This window comes from Tessaracoccus rhinocerotis, from assembly GCF_007197885.1.
In the GTDB taxonomy this organism is placed as follows: Bacteria; Actinomycetota; Actinomycetes; order Propionibacteriales; family Propionibacteriaceae; genus Arachnia; species Arachnia rhinocerotis.
Genome location: NZ_VKKG01000004.1, coordinates 24,449 through 45,746, shown reverse-complemented (window position 1 = coordinate 45,746; position 21,298 = coordinate 24,449). Strand labels below are relative to the sequence as shown.

The following is a 21,298-nucleotide window of genomic DNA, read 5'->3' as shown; positions in this document are numbered from 1 at the left end:
CTCATGTGGAACGAGACGGACTAGGGTTGGGAGACGTGACTAACAACGGCCGCATCCTTTTCGTCCATGCGCATCCAGACGACGAGTCCAGCCAGTCGGCCGGGTCCCTCAGCCGGTACGTGGCAGAGGGCGCCCAGGTGACGCTGGTCACGTGCACCCTCGGGGAGATGGGCGAGATCCTGGTCGATGACTGGGCGCACTTCAGCCCGTCCGAACTCGGCAAGCACCGCATCGAGGAGCTCGCCGCCGCCCTCGGCATCATGGGCGTGGACGACCACGTCTGGCTCGGAGGCCCCGGGCGTTACCACGACTCGGGCATGGACCGCGACGAGTTCGGCAACGCCTGCCCGCCGCCGCACGAGCAGCTGCCCGACGGCGCGTTCTGGAGCGCGGACATCCTGGAGGCCGCCAACCACCTCGTCGAGGTCATCCGCGACCGCCGACCCCACGTGGTCAGCAGCTACGACACCTTCGGCGGCTACGGCCACCCCGACCACATCCAGGCCCACCGCGTCACCATGTACGCGACGCTGCTGGCCGGCGTCCCCTCGCACCGGCCGGACCTGGGCGAGGCCTGGCAGGTGCCGCGCCTGCTCTGGAGCACCCACAACACACTGGTCTGGCACCGGGCCGTGGAGGTGGCCAAGGAGCAGGGCATCAGCCTGTTCGACGACGCCGAGGAGCAGGAGAGCCGCCGCGACCGCAGCGCCGACCCGTCGCAGATCGTCGCCGTGGTCCCATACGGCCAGTACGCCGCTCAGGCCAGCGAGGCGCTCTTGGCGCACCGCAGCCAAGTGGACCCCGGCAACGAGTTCTGGCAGTTCTTCGAGATCATGCGTGGCCTCGAGGGCTCCGGCGAGGCGTACCTCTACGCCGCCGGCGTGCCGTTCCCGCGGAGCGAGGGGCCCGCCGAGGACCTGTTCGCGGGCCTCGACCTGGACGACTGACCCCGCGCCCGGCCCTACGGCAGCAGCCGCCTGGTGGTCAGCCGCAGGTAGTGCACGCTCTGGCGGAAGCCCTCGGCGGCGGTGACACCGCACTGGTTGCCCCGGTAGAGATCCCCGATGCGGGTGTTGCCGAGGGTGTCGACGCCGTCGTGGTCCTGCAACCAGCCGACCTGGCTGGTGTGGCACGCCACGGCCGAGAGCTTCTGCTCGTGCACGTCGGTGATGTCCACGTATTCGGTGGGCACGAAACCGACCCCGCCGAGGGTGTCCATGTAGAACAGCGGCGCGACGGTCTGCGTCGGCGCGGACTCGGTCTCGTACAGCGGGACGGTGGCGAAGAAGGTGGCGGCCTCGACGAGCCTGGAGGTCTCGTTGTGGTCGGGCATGTAGTCGTCGCCGTAGTGGGTGATCACGACGTCGGGAGCCACGGAGCGGACGAGTTCGGTCACGAGCAACAGCTGCGCCTGGTCGGCCGAGTTGATCTCGGTGTCCCCCACCCCCAGGGACCGGTACTCGGCGCCGAGGACCCGCGCGGCGGCCGCCGCCTCGTCGTAGCGGATGGCCGCGATCTCCTCGCGGGTGTGCTCGAACGAGCCGCGGTTCCCGTTGGCGACCGTTGCCATCGTGACGGCTGCTCCCTCGCGGACGTAGCGCGCGAGTGTCCCCCCGCAGAGCATGTCGAGATCGTCCGGGTGTGCTCCAACCGCGAGTACCTTCATGGCTCCTGGCCCTTCCTGATGAGGAGGCTCGGCGATGAGCCCACGACTAGTTATATCCAAAATTTGGAGATAGACCTCCACAAACCGCAAATCTGTCTGTAGTCTTCGTGTCAGACCTGCATCGTCGCAGGCCGAGCGAAGGAGCTTCAAGGATGAAGAACGCGGTTTGTCTGAACAGCAACACGTACCACGGCTTCACTGTGGAGGAAGCTGTTGCCGGCGCCCGCGCGGCGGGGATCGGCTACATCGAGCTGGCCGCCGTCCGCGGCTGGACCGAACACGCCCGCCACGAGATGACCGACGAGGAGGTGACGGCCCTCAAGTCCCTGCTGGCCGAGAACCAGATCGAGGCGATCGGCATGTGCGGGCACACCAACATCCTCACCCAGGAGGGACGCGGGGACTTCCTGGAGAACCTCGACCTGGCCCAGCGCCTCGGCGTCCAGTACGTCGTCACCAGCACGGGCGAGACCCACGACGACGCCACCGTGATCGAGGACGACTCCGAGCTCGTCGGCATCCTCCGGGACCTGGCGGGCGAGGCGCAGAACCGGGGCGTCAGGCTCAACATCGAGACCCACGGCAACAACTACGGTTCGGGCCAGGAGGTGGCCGCCCTCCTGGAGAAGGTGGGCCACGACAACCTGGGCATCACCTACGACACCGCCAACGCGATCTTCTACGGCGACGTCGTCCCCCACGAGGACCTGGCGGCCAGCGTCGCCAAGGTCGACTCCATCCACCTCAAGGACAAGGCCGGCGAGCGCACGGAGTGGAACTTCCCGGCCGTCGGAACCGGCCAGATCGACTTCGACAAGACGTTCACCGCCCTTGCCGAGGCCGGCAACAACGCCCCGCTGAGCATCGAGATCGAGTTCACACCCGAGGGCCCCGGCTCCGTCGAGGCCGTCCACGAGGCCCTCGCCACCGCGGCCGACAACACCCGCAAACTGCTCGCCAGCCACTGACAACCCGCCAGACTCGAAGTTAGGACCACACATGTTTCGCAAGCTCACAAAGGCCCTGGCGGTGGGCGCCGCCCTCGCGCTCGCCCTCACCGGATGCACCACCGAGGGCGAGGAGCCCACCGACGGCGAACCCGCCAACACCGCCGAGGAGGTCTCCGCCGAAGGCCCCAAGAACGGCGAGTCGTACGTCTTCGGCAACATCGCCTACAACATGAAGGACGTCTGGAACAAGTACAGCGCCGACGCCTTCGAGTTCGCGACCGGCCACGTAGACGAGCCCGTCGAGGTGATCACCCTCGACGCCGAGAACAGCCTGGAGAAGTCGGTCTCCCTCATGGAGGAGCTGATCGCCAAGGACGTGGACGGCATCTCCGTGTTCCCGATCTCGCCCGAACAGGCGGCGACGCTGGGCCAGATGGCCGCCGACGCCGGCATCCCAGTCACGTTCGAGAACACCCTTCCCGACCTCGAGGAGAGCGAGTACGTCTCCGTCATCGCGGCCGAGTACGACCTGATCGGCGAGGAGGCGATGAACTACATCGCCGAGACCTACCCCGGCGCGAACGTGCTGTTCGTCGCCGGCGCCAAGGGCGGCGGCGTCTACGAGACCTACCAGGAGGGCATCGACCGCGCGATGGCCGAACTCGGCAACGAGATCACCATCGTCGACACCGTCCACGGCGACTGGGAGACCGAGCTCGCCATGAACGTCACCGCCGACGCGATCAATGCGGGCACCGAGTTCGACGTCGTGTTCGCCAACAACGAGCAGATGGGCAAGGGCGTCAAGAACGCGCTCGACGAGGCTGGCATCGGCGACGTCCCCATCGTGGCCACCGGTGGCGGCCCCGACGGTCTGAAGATGATCGAGGACGGCGACATCACGGCGACGATGTCCGCCCCGGTCTCGCTACAGGGCCTGACCACGTTCAAGAACCTCTACCAGTTCGTGGTCCTCGGCAACACGCCGGAGAAGTTCACGCCGCTGCCCATCATCCCGGTGGATGCGAGCAACATCGCCGAGGCCGTCAGCTGGGAGCCCAGCGACTCGGCCGTGGAGTACATCGGCGGCATCCAGTAGTCACCTCAGGTGCAGGCCGGGGGGCGTCCGCGCGGTGACGAGCGGATGCCCCCTCGCACGCAGGGAGCACGACGGCAGGAAGGGTGGCCATGACAGCCAGTGACAACACAACACCGCCGCCGCGGCTGTCCGTGCGCGGCATCAGCAAGAGCTTCGCGGGCGTCGCGGCGCTGCGGGAGGTGACGTTCGACGTCCTCCCCGGCGAGGTGCTCAGCGTCTGCGGGGAGAACGGTGCCGGCAAGTCGACGCTGATGAAGATCCTCTCCGGCGGCTACCAGCCGGATGCGGGCACCATCGAGATGGACGGGGTCGAACACCACGACCTGACGCCCGTCCAGGCCCAGGAGCTGGGCATCAACATCATCCACCAGGAGAACCTGCTCGTCCCCACCATGAGCGTCCTTGAGAACATGTTCGTCGGGCGCGAGCCCACCATGGGTGGCCTGTTCATCGACCGAAGGGCGATGCGCGCCAAACTGCGCGAGGAGTCCGAGTTCCTCGGGATCGAGCTGAACCCGCGCCGCCGCGTCGAGCAGCTGTCGGTCTCCGAGCAGCAGTTCGTCAAGATCCTCAAGGCGCTCGTGCTGCGCCCGCGGGTGCTGATCATGGACGAGCCGACGTCGATGTTCAACGTCGAGGACGCCAACCGGGTGCTGAACGTCGTCAGGCGGATCGCCGAGGCAGGCATCAGCGTCATCTACATCTCGCACTTCCTGGGCGAGGTGCAGCGGATCGCTGACCGGATCGTCGTCCTGCGCGACGGCCAACTGGTCAGCACCACCGACAACCAGCACCGCGACGTCGACCTGGGCAAGGTCACCAACGACATGGTCGGCCGGCCCATCGAGATGTTCTACACGAAGGTGCCGCACGAGGTCGGGGAGGTGCGGCTCAGCGTCGAGGAGCTGCGGCTTACGCCGATGTCGCCTCCGGTCAGCTTCGACCTGCGCCGCGGCGAGATCCTCGGCATCGCCGGCATGGTCGGCTCCGGCCGCACGGAGATCGTGCGCGCCATCGCGGGTGCTGACGGCTACGCCACGGGGCGCATCGTCGCCGACGGCAGGGAACTGCGCATCCGCAACCCGAGGGACGCCATCGACTCGGGCATCGCCCACATCACCGAGGACCGGCAGCGACTCGGTCTGGCGTTGGGGCAGAGCGTGCTGGAGAACACCACCGTCGTGGGACTCGACGAGGTCACGCCGGGCTGGCTGATGAGCGTGCCAGCCACCGCCGCGCGCGCCCGGCCGCTGCTGGAGCAGCTGCGCACCAAGATGGCGCACCTGCGGCAACAGGTCCGGTACCTCAGCGGAGGCAACCAGCAGAAGGTGGTCCTGGCCAAGTGGCTGCTGGTGGATTCCGACGTGTTCATCTTCGACGAGCCCACGCGCGGCATCGACGTGAACGCCAAGACCGAGTTCTACAGCGCAATGACAGACCTGTGCCAGCAGGGGAAGTCGATCATCATGGTCAGCTCGGACATGCCCGAGCTGGTCAGCATGAGCGACCGAGTGCTGGTTGTCCGCGGCGGGGCAGTAGCCGCCGTACTGGAGAAGGATGACGTCTCCGAGGAGTCGATCATCTCCCATGCCCTGGAGGGAAGATGACCACAACCACCACCACACCGTCGCGGGCGGGCACCGTTGCGCGCGGCCTGCTGCGCGGCCAGAACGCCCTGCTGCTCGGGGTGCTCGCGCTGATCGCCATCACGGTGACGGCCGTGAACCCCAACTTCCTCAAGCTCAACAACGTCGTATCCATCTTCCAGCAGGTCTCGGTGCTGGGCATCCTGACCATGGCGATGGCGCTGGCGCTCATCTCGGGCGGCATCGACCTGTCCATCGGCATGATCATGGCCCTTTCCGGGGTGGTGGTCTCGACGCTGATCTCGGCCGGCCAGCCGGTGTGGCTGGCCGTGCTGGTCGGCATCCTCGCGGCCACGCTGTGCGGCCTCGTCAACGGGGTGATCATCAGCCTCACCAAGACCATGCCGCTGATCATCACGCTGGGCATGTCCGGGGTCTACTTCGGCATCGCCCTGGTGATCTCCGGCGGCCAGTTCATGGGCTTCGACGGCGCGTTCGACTTCATCGGCCGCACCCGGATCGCCGGGGTGTTCCCCGCCACGCTGATCTTCCTGTTCGTCGTGGTCGCCCTGATGTACGTGCTGCTGAACCACACCCGCTTCGGTCGCCGCGTCGTGGCCATCGGCGGCAACGAGGACAACGCCTATCTCTCCGGCATCCGGGTGAACCGGTACAAGACGGTGGTCTACATGATCGGAGGCGCCCTGGCCGGCGTCGCGTCCATCGTGCTGGTCTCCAGGCTCGACTCGATCGTGGCCACCGTCGGCACGGGCTACGAACTGTCCGCCCTCACCGCAGCGGTGATCGGCGGCGTGACGTTCGAGGGCGGCCGCGGCACCGTCGGAGGCGCCTTCATCGGCGTCATCCTGATGGGCGTGATCTCCAACGCCATGACGGTGCTCTCGGTGAACTCCTACGTCCAGACGGCCGTCACCGGCGGCATCATCGTCGTGGCCGTGATCCTGAGCAACGTCGGAAAGATGAGGCGAACATGAAAAAGGGCATCAACTACTGGTCCTTCGCGGAGGGGACGACGGCTTCGCAGGCCATCGACCTGGCCGCCGCGGCGGGCTTCAGCGGGCTGGAGTTCTGCCTCGCCGAGGCGGGCGACGTGGCGCTGGACTCCAGCGACGCGGAGCTGGCCCGGGTCCGGCAACGAGCGGCCGACGCGGGGGTGGAGCTGCCGTCGCTGGCGTCCTGGCTGGTCTGGGAGAACAACCTCGTCAGCGACGACGCCGCCGTGCGCGGGCGGGCCCGAGAGATCATCCGCAGGCAGATCGACGTCGCGCACGCGCTCGGCGCGGGCACCGTGCTGGTGGTACCCGGCTACGTGGGCGTCGACTTCGTCTCGCCCTCGGAGGTGGTGGCGTACGACGCCGCGTGGGACCGCGCGCTCGAGGCGATCTCTGAGCTGGCGATCCACGCAGAGCAGGCGGAAGTGCGCATCGGCGTCGAGAACGTCTGGAACAAGTTCCTGCTGTCCCCGCTCGAGATGCGCGCCTTCGTCGACTCGGTGGGCCACCCCTCGGTGGGCGTCTACTTCGACATCGGCAACGCGCTGCTGACCGGCTACCCGGAGCAGTGGATCCGGATCCTGGGCGAGCGGATCGTCGCGGTCCACGTGAAGGACTACCGCCGCTCCCCCGGCGGGTTCGACAGCTTTGTGGACCTGCTGGCTGGCGACGTCGACTTCCCTGCGGTCAACCGGGCGCTGCTGGACACCGGCTACGCCGGCTACGTCTCGGCCGAGATGATGCCCCCGTACCGCTTCCACACCGACCAGCTCATCCACAACACCTCGGCCTCGATGGACCGGATCTTCGACTGGTCGACGCCGACCACACACCAGGAGGAACAGCCATGACAGGTATCGCGATCATTGGGCAGGGCTACATGGGCCAGACCCACGCCGCCTCGTGGACGGCGCTCGGCCAGAACGTGAAGTACGTCTGCACGCCCCGCCCGAGGGGCCCGATGGAGGCCGCACCCAACGCCCGGGTGGTGACCGACCTCGAGGCGGTGCTGGCCGACCCGGAGGTGGAGATCGTCTCGGTCTGCACGCCCACCACCACCCACCGCGAGATCACCGTCGCCGCCCTCGAGGCCGGCAAGCACGTGCTGCTCGAGAAGCCGATCGCCCTCAGCATCGACGACGCCCTGGCCATCCGCGACGCCGCGGCTTCGGCGTCGGGCAGCCTGATGGTGGCGCAGGTGGTGCGGTTCTTCGGCGGCCACGTGCTGCTGCGGGAGGACGTGGAGGCGGGCAGGCTGGGCCGGATCGTGTCCGCCCGGGCGCGCCGGATGCTGCAGCGGCCGGACTGGGCCAAGTGGTGGCACGACGAGAGCAAGTCCGGCGGCGCCATCGTGGACCTTGCGATCCACGACTTCGACCAGATGAACCTTTTCCTGGGCCGCCCCGTCGCCGTGACGTCGCACCGGGTCAGCACGTACGGGCCGTTCGAGACCACCATCGAGTACGCCGACGGCGGCCTCGGCCAGGTGCTCAGCCACGCAGACCTCGCACCGGGGGCGCCGTTCACCGCAGGCATCAGCCTGGTGGGCGAGGCCGGCCTGGCGGACTACGAGCTCTCGGCCGCGTCGCCCACCCAGCAGGAGGGTGCGACGTCGTACCCGGGCGTGAACGCGTACCGACTGGCGGCCGCAGAGGGCGGCTACTCCAGGGAGATCACCGGCGACGACCCGTACACCCGGCAGGCCGAGTACTTCCTCGGCCGGGTCGGTGCGGGCGAGGAGCCCGTGCTCAGTACTATTGGCTCTGCTGTACGGGCTCTCGAGGTGGCGCTGGCCGCACGTGAGTCGTTGGAAACGGGACAGAGAGTCGTCGTGGACAGCAGGGTGTCGGATGTGGAAGCCACCGGCTCCCCCAGCAGCGGCTAGACGAGGAAGCGAGACTCCCCTGAGCGACATGGACGGCGGCGCGGCCGGCTCCGCGCGTTCGTTGGCGTGGACGCCCGGGGAGATCTTCCAACTGGTCCGCGAGAGCCCGGAGATCTCGCGCTCAGAACTGGCTCGGCGGACCGGCCTGTCGCCCACCACCGTGGCGTCCCGCGTGGAGAGCCTGCTGGAGCGCGGCTACCTCGGCGAGCGCGGCACCGCCAGGGCCGGCCGCAAGCCGCGCGCCCTCAGCCTCAACCCCGACTGGGGCATCGTGATCGCGGCCCACATCGGCTCGCGGCACACCCGCGTGTGCGTCGTCGACATGACGGGCCAGATCCTGACCGTCGAGGAGCACGCCGTCGCGGCCGCCCCCGACATCGAGGACGAACTCGCGTGGCTGCACGAACAGATGGAGAAGGCGCTCGCGGCGCTGCCCGGGGACCGGCCCCCGCTGCGCGGGATCGGGCTGTCCGTCCCCGCGCCGGTGGACGCCTCGACGGGCCAGATCGTCGGCCCGACGCTGCTGCACTCCTGGAACAGCGCGTCGATGACCCCGCGCTTCGAGGAGTGGTACGGCGTCCCGGTGATCATCGACAACGACGGCACGCTGATGGCCCGCGGCGAGCACCGGACCGTGCTCTCCGGCGTGGACAGCCTGATCTACCTGAAGCTCGGGGCCGCCATCGGGTGCGGCATCGTCGTGAACCGCAACGTCCACCGGGGCCACTCCGGCGGCGCCGGCGAGATCGGGCACATGCCGATCCGCTCGGAGTTCTCCCGGCGCTGCATCTGCGGGCGGGACGACTGCCTCGAGGCCGCCTTCGGTGGTGCCGCCATCATCGAACACCTCCGGGAGCGCGGCCACGACATCTCCTCCACCGAGGAGGTGGTGGCCCTCGCCTCCCGGGCCGACCCCGACGCTCTCGAGATCACCCGCGCGGCGGGCACCGCGATCGGCAGTGCCGTCGCCGTGCTGGCCGACTTCCTCAATCCCGAGGCCATCGTGCTGGGCGGTCTGCTGGCCACCATCGAGCCGCTCACCAAGAACCTGCGCTCGGCCGTCTACGCCCGCTCGCTGCCCCTGGCGGTGCGGGACGTGACGATCAGGGAGTCCGAGACGGCAGAGAACGCCTCCACGCTGGGAGCGGCCTGGACGATCATCGACCATGTCTTCTCCCCCGCCCAGGTGAACGCCGCCCTCGGGGTTTAATTCCAGACTTTGGAGATTTCCCTCCAAAATCTGCATACTGTCGGTATCGTTCTGGCTACCAGCAAAGCCGCTGGGCCATGCCTGAGCGAGGACAACATGACGTTCGAGTACTCCCTTTCCGCCTTCCTCCCCTTCCGGGACGCCGCCGCCGCGAAGGCGGCCCGCGAGATCACGCGGGAACAGATCACCCAGCACGCCAACCCGGACTTCCGGATCCGCGTGGAGGACGACCGCGCAGCGCTCTACCAGGCGTTCGCCGACGACATCGTCGACCGCATCCGCGCTGCCCGCGACGAGGGGCGCAAGTTCGTGGCGATCCTGCCGGTGGGACCTGTCCCGCAGTACGAGATCGCGGCGCGCACCATCAACGCCGAGGGTCTCAGCCTGGACCACGTCGTCACCTTCAACATGGACGAGTACGCCGACGAGGAGGGCCGCACGGCACCGGAGTCCTGGGAGGGCTCCTTCAAGTCGGCGATGTGGGAGAACTTCTTCGGACGCGTCGACGAGCACCTCAGGCCCAGGGCCGAGAACATCCACTTCCCGGACTCGGACAACATCGCTGACTACTCGCGCATGATCGAGGACGAGGGCGGGGCCGACGTCTGTTACGGCGGCATCGGCTGGAGCGGGCACATCGCCTTCTGGGAGCCCCACCTCGGGTTCGAGTTCGAGGGCGACCTGGGCGCCTACCGCGCCGCCCCCAGCCGCATCGTCGAGCTGCACCCGATGACCATCATGCAGAACGCGCTCCACACCTTCGGAGCCGACTGGTCCTGGGTGCCGCCGAAGGCCGCCACCGTCGGCATCAAGGACATCCTCGAGGCCAAGCACCGCTCGTTCTGGCTCGACGGCGACCTCGGCGGCGGCGTCTCGTGGCAGCGGTTCATCGCCCGGCTCGTGGCCCACGGCCCCGTCAACGAGTTCGTGCCCGGCTCCTTCCTGCAGGAGACCCGCTGCGACTACACAATCCTGGGCGGCGTCGCCGACGACGTCCGCCTCACCATGTCCTGATCGCGAAGTCCTCATCCCCGCTCGGGAGGCGCCGGGCGGGGATACGATCGAGGTCCACAGCAACAGGAGCAACGATGCAGCCTGAGCACCGTGACCTCGCGTCACTGGACACCCTTGGCCGCGTGGCCAACGACCTCGCGGGGGAGTTCCGTCTGGAGCCCCTGCTGGAGTTGATCCTGCGCAGTTCGGTGCAGCTGCTGGACTGCTCCAGCGGCTCGCTGTGCCTGGTGGACCCGCGCACCAGCACCTACCGCAAGCAGATCGACATGGACGCCGGCTGCCAGGCTGGCCGTGTGTTCCCCCTCGACGAGGGCGTCACGGGCGCCGTCGCACGGGCCGGGCGTCCGGTCAGGTTCCGCCACTACGCGGACGTCCCGGGCGGCCACGTCTCCCCCGCCAGCGAGCTCTACCGCCGGGCGGTGATCGGGGTGCCGATCCGCTCCCGCTCCGACCTGATCGGCTCGCTGGTGGTGTTCGCCGCCGACGACGAGCACGAGTTCGACGACGCCGACGCGCTCCTGCTGCAGCGGTTCGCCACGCATGCGGCGATCGCCATGACCAACGCCCGGCTGCACGCGGAGACGGCCGAGCGCGCCAAGGAGGCGGCCGTCTGGGCGGAGCGGGAGCGCTCGATGCTGGACGTCCACGACGCCCTCGGGCGCGGGCTGGCGACGCTGCTGCTCCAGCTGGAGCGGCTGGAGGAGCACTCGCGCGGGGGCAGGCCGGTCGCCGGGATGCTGCATTCGGTGCGCCAGGCGGCGGAGGCGATCCTGCACGAGGGTCGCCGCGCCGTGTGGGGTCCGCAGGAGACCTCGGACGGGCGGACGCTGGAGGAGGCCCTCGCACTGGAGCTGGAGTGGACCCAGGCGATCGCGGGGGTGACGACGTCGCTGCGCACCTTCGGCGACGCGCGGCCGCTGCGGCCCGAGGTGGCAACGCAGGTCGTCCGCATCGCCAAGGAGAGCCTCACGAACGTCGCGCAGCACGCGGACGCGGCCAACGTGCGGCTCGGGTTGGTCTACCAGAGCGAGGGCGTGGCGCTGATCGTCGAGGACGACGGCCGCGGCTTCGACATCTCCGGGCAGCGCTCCGCCGGCGTGGGGCTGTCGGGCCTGGTGGCGCGGGCCACGCAGGTGGGCGGGCACGTCCAGATCGACTCGACGCCCGGCTGGGGCACCCGGGTGCGGGCGGACCTGCCGTACCGGGGTGCGGCCGACGACCTCAGCGACGCCGAGCGGCTGCGGGTGGTGGTGGTCCACGACCAGCCAGCCATGCGAGCGGGAATCGTCCGCCTGCTCCACCACAGCGAGCCCGGCGTGCAGGTGGTGGCCGAGATCGGCGAGGCGGAGGCAGCCCCCGATGCCGTCCGGTTGCTGCGCCCCGCCGTCGTACTCATCGGCAGCCGCACGTCGCGGGGCGGCACCGATGCGCTGGCGCGGGTGCTACACGACGTCGACCCGGAGCTCCCCCTCGTGGTACTCCTCGACGAGGACAACGACCACGCCATGCGGGACTGGGCCACGGCCGGCGTGAAGGGCATCGTCCCCCGCGACGCCGACGGCACGGCGCTCGGCCGCGCCGTCGTCGCCGCGGCGCAGGGCGACGTGCTGGTCTTCAGCGGCATCCTCCGCCGCCTGGACGGGACGCCCTCCGACGACGTCCGCCTGACCGCGCGGGAGCGGCAGGTGCTCGAACTGCTGCTGACGGGTCTGGCCGACAAGCAGATGGCCACCCGGCTCGGGATCTCGGTGAAGACGGTCGAGAAACACGTCGGGTCGGTGCTGCGGAAGCACGGCGTGCACAGCCGCACCGAGCTGATCACGCGCACCTGAGGCCGTCGGGCTGGGTACCTCCCCCACCATCGGTGGGGGATATTCCCCATACCGGGCGGCGGCCCCGCTGCCTACGGTGAGGACCAAGCAGGTCTGAACCAGGAGCAACGATGCCCACCACTCCACTGCCGGAGATCCTCGCACCCGCCTTCGCGGAGCGCTACGGCGTGCCGGCAATCAACGTGTTCAACGAACTCAGCATGGCCGCCGTGCTCGAGGGCGCCGTCGAGGTGCGCTCGCCGCTGATCGTGCAGACCTCGGTCAAGACGGTCAAGCAGATGGGCGCGCGGACGCTGTTCGCCATCTGGGAGTCGCTGACCCGCGACATCGAGATCCCGGTGGCGCTCCACCTGGACCACTGCCCGGACCGGGACGTCATCACCGAGTGCCTGGAGACGGGGTGGACGTCGGTGCTGTTCGACGCGCACGAGCTGCCCGTGGAGGAGAACCAGCGCCAGACCATCGAGGTGGTGGCGCAGGCCAGGAAGCACGGGGCCGCCGTCGAGGGCGAGATCGAGGCCATCACCGGCGTCGAGGACGGCCTCGGCACCGACGCCCCCAGCGAGCGGCAGACCCTCGACGTGCAGCTGCGCTACCTGGAGGCCACCGGCGTGGACGTCTTCGCCCCCGCCCTGGGCAACGCCCACGGCGCGTACAAGGAGGCTCCGGTGCTGGACTTCGAGCGGGTGAGCGCCATCGTCGAGGCGCACCCAGTGCCGATCGCGCTGCACGGCGGCAGTGGCCTGTCCGACGAGCAGTTCAAGGAGATGATCGCCCGCGGCACCGCGAAGGTGAACATCTCCACCGCGCTGAAGCACGCGTTCATGAAGTCGGGGCTGGAGTACCTGAAGGAGTGCGAGGCCAGCGACAAGTGGGAGCCGGTGAAGCTGTTCGACGTGCAGGCGAGGGCGATGCGGGAGTTGGCGATGGACATGGCCAACACCTTCGGCAGCGCCGGGAGGGCGTGAGCGTGCCCAACATCATCTTCGACTGCGACGGCGTGCTCGCCGACACCGAGCTCCACGGCCACCTGCCCGCTTTCAACCAGACGTTCGCCGAGTTCGGGCTCCCGCTCGAGTGGTCGCGCGAGGAGTACGGGGTCAAGCTGCAGATCGGCGGCGGCAAGGAGCGCATGGCCAGCGACCTGACGCCCGAGTTCTGCGCCGCGCACGGCCACCCCGGCGAGGAGGCGCGGGCCGAGCTGATCGCGCAGCTGCACAAGCGCAAGTCCGCGCTGTTCCAGGAGCGCGCCCGCGCCGGCGAGCTGCCGCCCAGGCCGGGGATCCGGCGCGTCATCACCGCGGCGCTGGCGGAGGGCTGGACGGTGGCCGTGGCGTCGACGTCGGCCGAGGCGTCCGTGCGCGCGGTGCTCGAGCACGCCGTCGGTGAGGAGCAGGCGGCGCGGTGCCACGTGTTCGCCGGCGACATCGTCGCGCACAAGAAGCCCGCGCCGGACATCTACCTGCTGGTGCTGGACGACCTGGCGCTCGACCCTGCCGAGTGCGTCGTCGTCGAGGACAGTGCGATCGGCTGCCGGGCGGCGGTCGCGGCCGGCCTCACCACCGTCGTGACCACCAGCGCCTTCACCGCCGACGAGGACTTCACGGGAGCGGCCCGCGTGCTGGCGCACCTGGGCGACCCTGACGAGCCCATCCCACCCACGCCGGAGGCAGGTGACTTCGGGGGCCGGTACGTCGAGCTCGCGGACCTGCGTCGGCTCATCGCGGACCAGAAGGAGTAACTGATGCCGGGGACACTTGCCGACGTCGAGCGCGTCATCTCGACACTCACCCAGGAGATCCTAGACAACGAACGCTACTTCGGCGAGCTGGACGCCGTGGTGGGCGACGGCGACTTCGGGTACTCACTGGCGCGGGGATTCGAGATCGTGCAGGAGAAGTGGGACGAGTTCGACCGCACCGACCCGGGGGTGTTCGTCACGAAGATCGCGATGGCGTTCTCGGCGCGCATCGGCGGCACCTCGGGACCGATCTGGGGCACGGCGTTCCTGCGGATGGGTGGCGCTCTGAAGGGCGACGCCGAGTTCACAGGCGACGACGTGGTGCGCGGCCTGCGCGCCGCCGCCGAGGGGATCAAGGCCCGCGGCAAGGCCGAGCTCGGCGACAAGACGCTGCTCGACTCCCTGGTCCCGGCAACCGACGCCCTCGAGCAGGCCCTGGCCGACGGCGCGTCGCCGAAGCAGGCGATGCGCGCCTTCGCCGAGACCGCCCGCAGCAGCGCCGACGCCACCATCGACATGCAGGCGATGCGCGGCCGCGCCAGCTACACCGGTGAACGCAGCATCGGCTCGGTGGACGCCGGGGCGACGGCGATCGCGGTGCTCGCCGAGAAGCTGGCCGAGACCTGGCCCGAAGACTGACGAAACCCAACCTCACAACCAACAGATCCCAGGGGGACAAGCCATGAAGAAGTTCGTCAACGACCCGAAGCAGTTCGTGCCCGAGATGCTCAAGGGCATCGCGCTGGCCAACCCGGAGACCATCAAGTACGTGCCGGAGTACAACCTGATCATGCGCGCCGACGCGCCGAACAACGACAAGGTCAGCCTCGTGCAGGGCTCCGGCTCCGGGCACGAGCCCGCGCACGTGATGGTGGTGGGCCCCGGCATGCTCGACGCCGCCTGCCCCGGCGACGTGTTCTCCGCCCCGCCGGCCGACTACGTCTACGAGACCGCCAAGCTGGTGGCATCCGACAAGGGCGTGCTGCTGCTGGTCAACAACTACACCGGTGACCGGATGGCCTTCGAGATGGCCCAGGAGATGGCCGAGGCCGACGACGTCCTGGTCGACACGCTGTTCATCGACGACGACGTCGCCGTCCAGGACTCGACGTGGACCGTCGGGCGCCGCGGCGTCGCCGGCAACTTCTTCGTGATGAAGGCCTGCGGTGCGCTGGCCGAGGAGGGCGCTAGCCTGCCCGAGGTGAAGGCGATCGGCGAGAAGGTGAACTCCGTGACGCGCACGATGGGCGTTGCACTCACCGCCTGCACCCCGCCCGCCAAGGGTGCGCCGCTGTTCGATCTCGGTGAGGACGAGATGGAGATCGGCGTCGGCATCCACGGCGAGCCGGGACGTCGCCGCGCCAAGCTGGTCTCCGCCGACGAGATCGTCGACGAGATGCTGGGCGCGATCGTGCCGGACCTGCCGTTCGCCTCCGGCGACCGGGTCGCGCTGATGGTCAACGGCCTCGGCGGGACGCCGATCAGCGAGTTGTACCTGGTCTATGGCATCGCCGCAGAGAAGCTGCAGGCCCAAGGCATCGAGATCGCCCGCAGCTACGTGGGCGAGTACTGCACGTCGCTTGAGATGGCCGGTGCCTCCATCACGCTGGTGAAGCTCGACGACGAGATCGAGCGCCTGCTGCTTGCGCCCGCCGAGGTGGTCAACCGGATCTTCTGACCTCCCTCGTTGGTCGGGTAGGGCGCCGGCGCCCGCCCTACCCGTCGGTCGAGTAGGGCGCCCGGCGCCCGTGTCGAGACCACTCCCACACCGCAGGGTGGTCTCGACACGCACCCACTCGTACCTCGCGGGCGCTACTCGACCAACGAGGAACCGCCGGTCGAGTAGGGCGCCCGGCGCCCGTGTCGAGACCACTCCCGACACCGCAGGGTGGTCTCGACACGCACCCACTCGTACCTCGCGGGCGCTACTCGACCAACGAGGAACCGCCGGTCGAGTAGGGCGCCCCGCGCCCGTGTCGAGACCACTCCCACACCGCAGGGTGGTCTCGACACGCACCCACTCGTACCTCGCGGGCGCTACTCGACCAACGAGGAACCGTCGGTCGAGTAGGGCGCCCCGCGCCCGTGTCGAGACCCAACCCGACGCGCGGCCTGTCCTGTCCGGCAGACTGTTGCGCATGAGCAGATTCGACGACGCGGCGAAGACCTGGGACGACGAGCCGAAGCTGGCACGCGCAAGAACGGTCGCAGACCTCCTCCGCGCCACCCTGCCGTTGAAGGGCGTCGAACGAGTACTCGACCTCGGCGCGGGCACGGGGCAGTTGAGCCTCAACCTGGCTGACGCGGTGGGCGAGATCGTGGTCAGTGATGCCTCGAAGGGGATGGTCGAGGTGGCCTCCCGCAACATCATGGACGCGGGCCTGGCGGAGAAGATGTCGGCATTGCAGCTCGACCTCACCACGCAGGACACCGACCTCGCACCCTTCGACGGCGTGTGGAGCATGCTGGCGTTCCACCACGTCCCGGACATGCAACGGCTGCTGTCCCGCGTCCAGGAACTGCTCCACCCCGGCGGTTGGCTCGCGGTGGTCGACCTGGACCAGGACCCCGACGGCGCGTTCCACGCACACGTGGGCGACGACTTCGAGGGCCACCACGGCTTCGCCCGCGACAGCTTCCGCGAGCAGTTGGAGGCGGCTGGCTTCGAGGAGGTGCGCATCCAGGACGCGGGCCAGGTGGACAAGGAACTGGAAGTCCACGGCGGTCACTCGCAGGCGTTCCCGATGTTCCTGGCCGTCGCCACCCGGAGCTGACCGCCCGGTCTCCCCGTTCCACGGGCGCGTCGTGCCTCGGAGCGCCCTTCCCGCGCCGTCAGCCGATGCGCACCCGTCCCTTGGGGGTGTCCAGCTCGACGGCGATCCCGGCTGCGCCGGGCTTCACCGCGCTGACGGGGTCGAGCGCCTCCACCGAGGCGAGGGCCGCGCGGACGCCGTCGACGTCGGGATGGGTGATGGTGAGGCTGCGCAGGCGCACCTGGGGCAGGCCGTCTGAGGGATGGGCTGTGTCCAGCCAGTCGATCAGGAACGGGACCACTCCGTCGAAGGCACCCGTGGGAGGGGTGAGGCGCCAGGCGACGAGCTCCCCGCCGGGGGTGCGTCGGTCCATGTCGATGACGGCGCCCGGGTCGTGGCCGACCTCGCGGGCGGAGGCGACCAAGGCGTCGAGGTCGTCGGGGCGCGCCGCCCAGCCGGTGACGGTGGTCTCGGTGACCTCGTCGACGCGCAGGGGTCGGGGCTGGTCCGGGTCGGGTCGATCGGGGTCGGGGCCGATGAGCTCGATGTAGCTGCCCTCACCCAGCCCGACGAGGTAGTTGGCGGTGCCCTGTCCCTCGTGGTGGCCACCCTTGACGGGTTGGACCCCGGTCAGGTCGTGGAACTGCGCCACGAGCGCGTCGAGGTCCGGTCCGGCGATGGCGATGTGGTCGAGCTGCGACATGCCAGAACTCTAGACCTTGGCCCTGACTCCTCGTTGGCCGGCGGGCCGGAGGTCCAGCCTGCGCAGCAGCTGGGCGTTGAGCGCCACCACCACCGTCGAGGCCGACATCAGCATCGCCCCCACGCTCATGGGCAGGACGAAGCCGACCGGGGCCAACACGCCGGCCGCCAGCGGCACAGCCAACAGGTTGTACCCGGCCGCCCACCACAGGTTCTGCTTCATCTTGCGGTAGCTGGCCCGGGACAGTTCCACCACCGAGAGCACCGATCGCGGATCCGAGCTGGCGAGGATCACGCCGGCCGAGCCGATGGCGACGTCGGTTCCCGCGCCGATCGCGATGCCCACGTCGGCCTGCGCCAGGGCCGGGGCGTCGTTGACGCCGTCGCCCACCATGGCCACCTTGCGACCCTCGGACTGGAGTTCGGAGACCTTGGCGGCCTTGTCCTCGGGGCGGACGCCGGCGAAGACGCGGTCGATGCCGAGCTCGGCGGCCACGGAGTCGGCCACCGCCTGCGCGTCGCCGGTGATCATGACGACCTGCGCACCGGCCGCGTGCAGGGCGTCGACGGCGGCCCGGGACTCGGCCCGCACCTCGTCGGCCAGGCGAAGCGCACCGACCACCTCGCCGTCGGCCAGGACGTGCAGGATGATGGCGCCCTCGCTGCGCCACTGGTCGGCCACGGGCAGTTCGTCGAGACCCTCGCGATCCAGCAGGTGCGGTCCGCCGACCTCGACGACGACGCCGCCCACGCGCGCCCTCACACCTACTGCGGGCGACGACGAGAACCCGGTGGCTGCCGCGACGTCGAGCCCGCGGCGGTCGGCGGCGGCCACGATCGCCCTCGCCAGGGGGTGCTCGGAGTCGCTCTCGGCCGCCGCCGCGAGGGCCAGCACCTCGTCGGCGGTGCGGCTCCCGGCGGGTTCGACGTCGGCGACGGTGGGCTCGCCCCTGGTGAGGGTGCCGGTCTTGTCGAACAGGACGGTGTCCACGCTGCGCATGGACTCGAGCGCCAGGCGGTCCTTGACCAGGACGCCACGGCGGGCGGCCCGCTCGGTGGCGATGGAGACCACCAGCGGGATCGCGAGCCCCAGGGCGTGGGGGCAGGCGATGACCAGCACGGTGATGGTCCGCACCACCGCCTCGTCCGGCAGGCCCAGGACGGACCAGACGACGGCCGTGATGGCCGCGGCACCGAGTGCGAACCAGAACAGCCACCCGGCGGCCGTGTCGGCGATCCGCTGGGCGCGCGAGGACGAGTTCTGGGCCTCGGAGACGAGCTTCTGGATCCCCGCCAGCGCGGTGTCGTCGCCGGTGGCGGTGACCTCGACGCGCAGGCCCGAGTCCGTGGCGACCGTGCCGGCCACGACCGTCTCGCCGACCTCGCGGCGCACCGTCCGGGACTCGCCGGTGACCATGGACTCGTCCATGCTGGCGCTGCCGTCGACGATCCGGCCGTCGGCGGGTACGGCGGAGCCGGGGCGCACCAGCACGACGTCGCCGACCCCGAGCTCGGCGGGCGAGACCTTCACCACGTCGTCACCCTCGACGCGCTCGGCCTCGTCGGGCAGCAGCGCCGCGAGTGAGTCCAGGGCGGAGGTGGTCTGCGCGAGTGAGCGCATCTCGATCCAGTGGCCCAGCAGCATGATCACCACCAGCAGGGCGAGCTCCCACCAGAAGTTGAGCTGGTGGTCGAGGATGCCCAGCGTGGAGCCCCAGGAAGCGAGGAACGCGACGGTGATCGCCAGCCCGATCAGCAGCATCATCCCCGGCTTGCGGTCGCGGATCTCGGAGACCGCGCCCGTCAGGAACGGCCTGCCGCCCCAGAGGTACAGCACGGTGCCGAGCGCCGGCGAGACCCACCGGACCCAGCCCGCGTCGGGAAGGTCGTAGCCCAGCAGGGAGGCGAACATGTCGTTGAAGGCCACCACCGGAACGGCCAGCACCAGCATGATCCAGAACAGTCGCCGGAACTGGCCGACGTGGTCGCCGTGACCCCCGTGTCCGCCGTGTCCGCCGTGTCCGGCATGGTTCTCGTGGCCGGCGGGACTCTCATGGCCGGCATGGTCGCCGTGCGGCGAGTGGTCCTGGTGGTGGCCGTGCTCGGCGGGGGATTCGTGCCGCGCGTGCTTGGTCGAGGTCTGGGTTGCATCGTGTCCGTGCATGTCCATGGCGCCACCTTATACCCCCTGGGGGTATGTAACAAGAGTGTTTTCGGCTAGGTTCGTCGTGTGGCAGTAGTCTCCGTTGGCAGGGGTGGGCGCAGGGCAGGTCTGCGCCCACTCCTGCTGGGCGGGCTGCTGGCGATTGCCATCGTGATGGGGCTGCTCACCATGTGCACCTCGAACGCGGCCTCCGCTTCCCACGGTGCGACGACAACCCACGCCGTCGCGCAGCACGACGGGCACGTCGCCGGGGCGCAACACGCCGCGGACCCCGTCGTCGCCGACTCCATCCGCCCGGACCACGCGATGGCCATGGCCTGCGTCATGGCATTGCTGGCGTTCGTCGTCCTGCTCAGCCTGCCGCGCGGTTTCCGCCATCGGCTGGTCGAGCGCATCCGCTCCGGCCCACGCCTCGCGCTGGGCGCGATCGCCGAGCGAACGCGCCCCTCACTCCTGGTCCTGTGCATCAGCCGCACGTGACGCTCGGCCCCGCGGCCTCCCACGCCGGAGCCCGCGGACCCGACCCTCACCGACAGCACTCGAACAGAACCAGGAAGACCCAATGAACAACCGTTTCGCGGCACTCGCCGCAGCAGCACTGGCTGCCACCATCGCCCTGACCGGCTGCGCCACCACCGATGCAACCACCGCCGAGGACACGACGCCGAGCACGTCACTCGGCGCCGAGGCCGACGCGTTCCTCGCGGCCCACGACCTCGCCGGACTCGAAGTCCCACAGATCATCGAACAACTGGACACCACCGCCCGGGCGGACCGCTCCGAGGAGTTGATGGTCTCCATCCGGCCAGACGAACTGGTGTTCGCCGACGCCTCGCAGGAAGTGACCGTCCCGATGCCCGAGGACCGGTTCTACCTCTCGTTCGCCCCGTACGTGTCACAGACCCACGACTGCTACTTCCACAGCCTCACCACCTGCACCGGTGAGCTGCAGAACACGGCAGTGCAGGTCCTCGTCACCGACAACGAGACCGGCGAGACCGTCCTCGACGAGGCCCTGACCACCTACGACAACGGCTTCCTCGGACTGTGGCTGCCCCGGGACCTGGACGCGACGCTGACCGTCACCTCCGACGGACTCTCCGCCAGCACCGTCGTCTCCACCGACGACCCCGAGGACCCCACCTGCCTGACCACGCTGCAACTCGCCTGAGGAGTCCCGTCGGTCGAGTAGGGCCCCGCGCCCGTGTCGAGACCCGCCCCACCCGTTGGTCGAGTAGGGCGCCCAGCGCCCGTGTCGAGACCCGCCCCACCCGTTGGTCGAGTAGGGCGCCCAGCGCCCGTGTCGAGACCTCCTGAGCAGGGGGTGGTCTCGACACGCGCCGCTCGTTCCTCACGGCGCTACTCGACCAACGGGGTGGAACCGCCGGTCGAGTAGGGCGCCCTGCGCCCGTGTCGAGACCCTCCGCCCCGGGCCCCACCAGCGCCAGCCGGTTCGCGCCTGTTGTATTCGGTCGTGCCCGTCCTGTAGCGCGGGCACGAACGGATAGGACGGGCGGGAAGTCGCGCGCCTCCGGTGCGGTCTCGACACGCGCCGCTCGTTCCTCACGGCGCTACTCGACCAACGGGGGTGGAACCGCCGGTCGAGTAGGGCGCCCAGCGCCCGTGTCGAGACCCCCAGCCCAAGAAAACCTTGACAACGAAAGCGCCGCGGGACTAGCGTGA

Annotated in this window: 20 protein-coding genes; 17 read left to right on the top strand and 3 right to left on the bottom strand. The window is 69.6% G+C overall.

Going from position 1 to position 21,298, the window contains the following annotated elements; translation table 11 throughout:
• Window positions 1–35: 35 nt before the first annotated feature.
• Window positions 36–947: an N-acetyl-1-D-myo-inositol-2-amino-2-deoxy-alpha-D-glucopyranoside deacetylase gene (gene mshB / locus FOJ82_RS10275; protein ID WP_185975728.1), complete on the top strand. Its 912-nt coding sequence runs from the start codon at window positions 36–38 to the stop codon at window positions 945–947.
• A 14-nt stretch (window positions 948–961) separates the two neighbouring features.
• On the opposite strand, the gene FOJ82_RS10270 is transcribed toward mshB, so the two are convergent.
• A complete protein-coding gene (locus FOJ82_RS10270; protein WP_143938405.1) occupies window positions 962–1,666 on the bottom strand; it encodes a PIG-L deacetylase family protein in 705 nt (234 codons plus the stop codon).
• Between the two features lie 152 nt (window positions 1,667–1,818).
• On the opposite strand from FOJ82_RS10270, the gene FOJ82_RS10265 reads away from it, so the two are divergent.
• The 14 genes from FOJ82_RS10265 to FOJ82_RS10200 all read left to right on the top strand — a co-directional run bounded on the left by FOJ82_RS10265 (window position 1,819) and on the right by FOJ82_RS10200 (window position 16,770).
• The gene (locus FOJ82_RS10265; protein ID WP_143938404.1) at window positions 1,819–2,634 is read left to right on the top strand and encodes a sugar phosphate isomerase/epimerase family protein; all 816 of its coding nucleotides are present in this window, start codon (window positions 1,819–1,821) and stop codon (window positions 2,632–2,634) included.
• Window positions 2,635–2,665: 31 nt separating this feature from the next.
• On the top strand, window positions 2,666–3,715 hold the full coding sequence (locus tag FOJ82_RS10260; protein ID WP_143938403.1) for a sugar ABC transporter substrate-binding protein: 1,050 nt from the start codon (window positions 2,666–2,668) through the stop codon (window positions 3,713–3,715).
• A gap of 89 nt (window positions 3,716–3,804) precedes the next feature.
• Complete coding sequence (locus FOJ82_RS10255; RefSeq protein ID WP_143938402.1) at window positions 3,805–5,322, top strand: sugar ABC transporter ATP-binding protein; 1,518 nt, start codon at window positions 3,805–3,807, stop codon at window positions 5,320–5,322.
• Window positions 5,319–6,296, top strand: coding sequence for an ABC transporter permease (locus FOJ82_RS10250; RefSeq protein ID WP_143938401.1), 978 nt, complete (start codon window positions 5,319–5,321; stop codon window positions 6,294–6,296). Before FOJ82_RS10255 ends, FOJ82_RS10250 begins: the two co-directional genes overlap by 4 nt.
• A complete protein-coding gene (locus tag FOJ82_RS10245) occupies window positions 6,293–7,165 on the top strand; it encodes a sugar phosphate isomerase/epimerase family protein (protein WP_143938400.1) in 873 nt (290 codons plus the stop codon). The genes FOJ82_RS10250 and FOJ82_RS10245 overlap by 4 nt, the downstream gene beginning before the upstream one ends.
• Entirely contained in the window at window positions 7,162–8,199 is a 1,038-nt protein-coding gene (locus FOJ82_RS10240; RefSeq protein WP_143938399.1) for a Gfo/Idh/MocA family protein, read from the top strand. The genes FOJ82_RS10245 and FOJ82_RS10240 overlap by 4 nt, the downstream gene beginning before the upstream one ends.
• Window positions 8,200–8,227: 28 nt before the next feature.
• Window positions 8,228–9,409: an ROK family transcriptional regulator gene (locus FOJ82_RS10235; RefSeq protein WP_185975727.1), complete on the top strand. Its 1,182-nt coding sequence runs from the start codon at window positions 8,228–8,230 to the stop codon at window positions 9,407–9,409.
• A gap of 96 nt (window positions 9,410–9,505) precedes the next feature.
• Complete coding sequence (locus FOJ82_RS10230; protein WP_143938397.1) at window positions 9,506–10,423, top strand: sugar phosphate isomerase family; 918 nt, start codon at window positions 9,506–9,508, stop codon at window positions 10,421–10,423.
• A 74-nt stretch (window positions 10,424–10,497) separates the two neighbouring features.
• Window positions 10,498–12,255 (top strand): LuxR C-terminal-related transcriptional regulator, encoded by a 1,758-nt coding sequence (locus tag FOJ82_RS10225; protein WP_143938396.1) that lies wholly within the window; start codon window positions 10,498–10,500, stop codon window positions 12,253–12,255.
• 110 nt (window positions 12,256–12,365) lie between these two features.
• Complete coding sequence (locus tag FOJ82_RS10220; RefSeq protein ID WP_143938395.1) at window positions 12,366–13,223, top strand: class II fructose-bisphosphate aldolase; 858 nt, start codon at window positions 12,366–12,368, stop codon at window positions 13,221–13,223.
• A 2-nt stretch (window positions 13,224–13,225) separates the two neighbouring features.
• The gene (locus tag FOJ82_RS10215) at window positions 13,226–13,996 is read left to right on the top strand and encodes an HAD-IA family hydrolase (protein ID WP_143938394.1); all 771 of its coding nucleotides are present in this window, start codon (window positions 13,226–13,228) and stop codon (window positions 13,994–13,996) included.
• Between the two features lie 3 nt (window positions 13,997–13,999).
• A complete protein-coding gene (gene dhaL / locus FOJ82_RS10210) occupies window positions 14,000–14,635 on the top strand; it encodes a dihydroxyacetone kinase subunit DhaL (protein ID WP_143938393.1) in 636 nt (211 codons plus the stop codon).
• 43 nt (window positions 14,636–14,678) lie between these two features.
• A complete protein-coding gene (dhaK, locus tag FOJ82_RS10205; protein WP_143938392.1) occupies window positions 14,679–15,674 on the top strand; it encodes a dihydroxyacetone kinase subunit DhaK in 996 nt (331 codons plus the stop codon).
• Between the two features lie 460 nt (window positions 15,675–16,134).
• The gene (locus FOJ82_RS10200; RefSeq protein ID WP_143938391.1) at window positions 16,135–16,770 is read left to right on the top strand and encodes a class I SAM-dependent methyltransferase; all 636 of its coding nucleotides are present in this window, start codon (window positions 16,135–16,137) and stop codon (window positions 16,768–16,770) included.
• Window positions 16,771–16,828: 58 nt separating this feature from the next.
• Here the strand turns inward: FOJ82_RS10200 and FOJ82_RS10195 are convergent, their stop codons facing one another.
• Entirely contained in the window at window positions 16,829–17,452 is a 624-nt protein-coding gene (locus FOJ82_RS10195; RefSeq protein ID WP_143938390.1) for a VOC family protein, read from the bottom strand.
• Window positions 17,453–17,461: 9 nt separating this feature from the next.
• Window positions 17,462–19,621 carry a heavy metal translocating P-type ATPase gene (locus tag FOJ82_RS10190; RefSeq protein ID WP_246099841.1) on the bottom strand — a complete coding sequence of 720 codons (2,160 nt, stop codon included), beginning with the start codon at window positions 19,619–19,621 and terminating at the stop codon, window positions 17,462–17,464.
• A gap of 60 nt (window positions 19,622–19,681) precedes the next feature.
• Between FOJ82_RS10190 and FOJ82_RS10185 the strand changes: the two genes are divergently transcribed.
• Complete coding sequence (locus tag FOJ82_RS10185) at window positions 19,682–20,095, top strand: hypothetical protein (protein WP_143938389.1); 414 nt, start codon at window positions 19,682–19,684, stop codon at window positions 20,093–20,095.
• Window positions 20,096–20,177: 82 nt separating this feature from the next.
• Window positions 20,178–20,786: a CueP family metal-binding protein gene (locus FOJ82_RS10180; RefSeq protein ID WP_143938388.1), complete on the top strand. Its 609-nt coding sequence runs from the start codon at window positions 20,178–20,180 to the stop codon at window positions 20,784–20,786.
• Window positions 20,787–21,298: the final 512 nt, after the last annotated feature.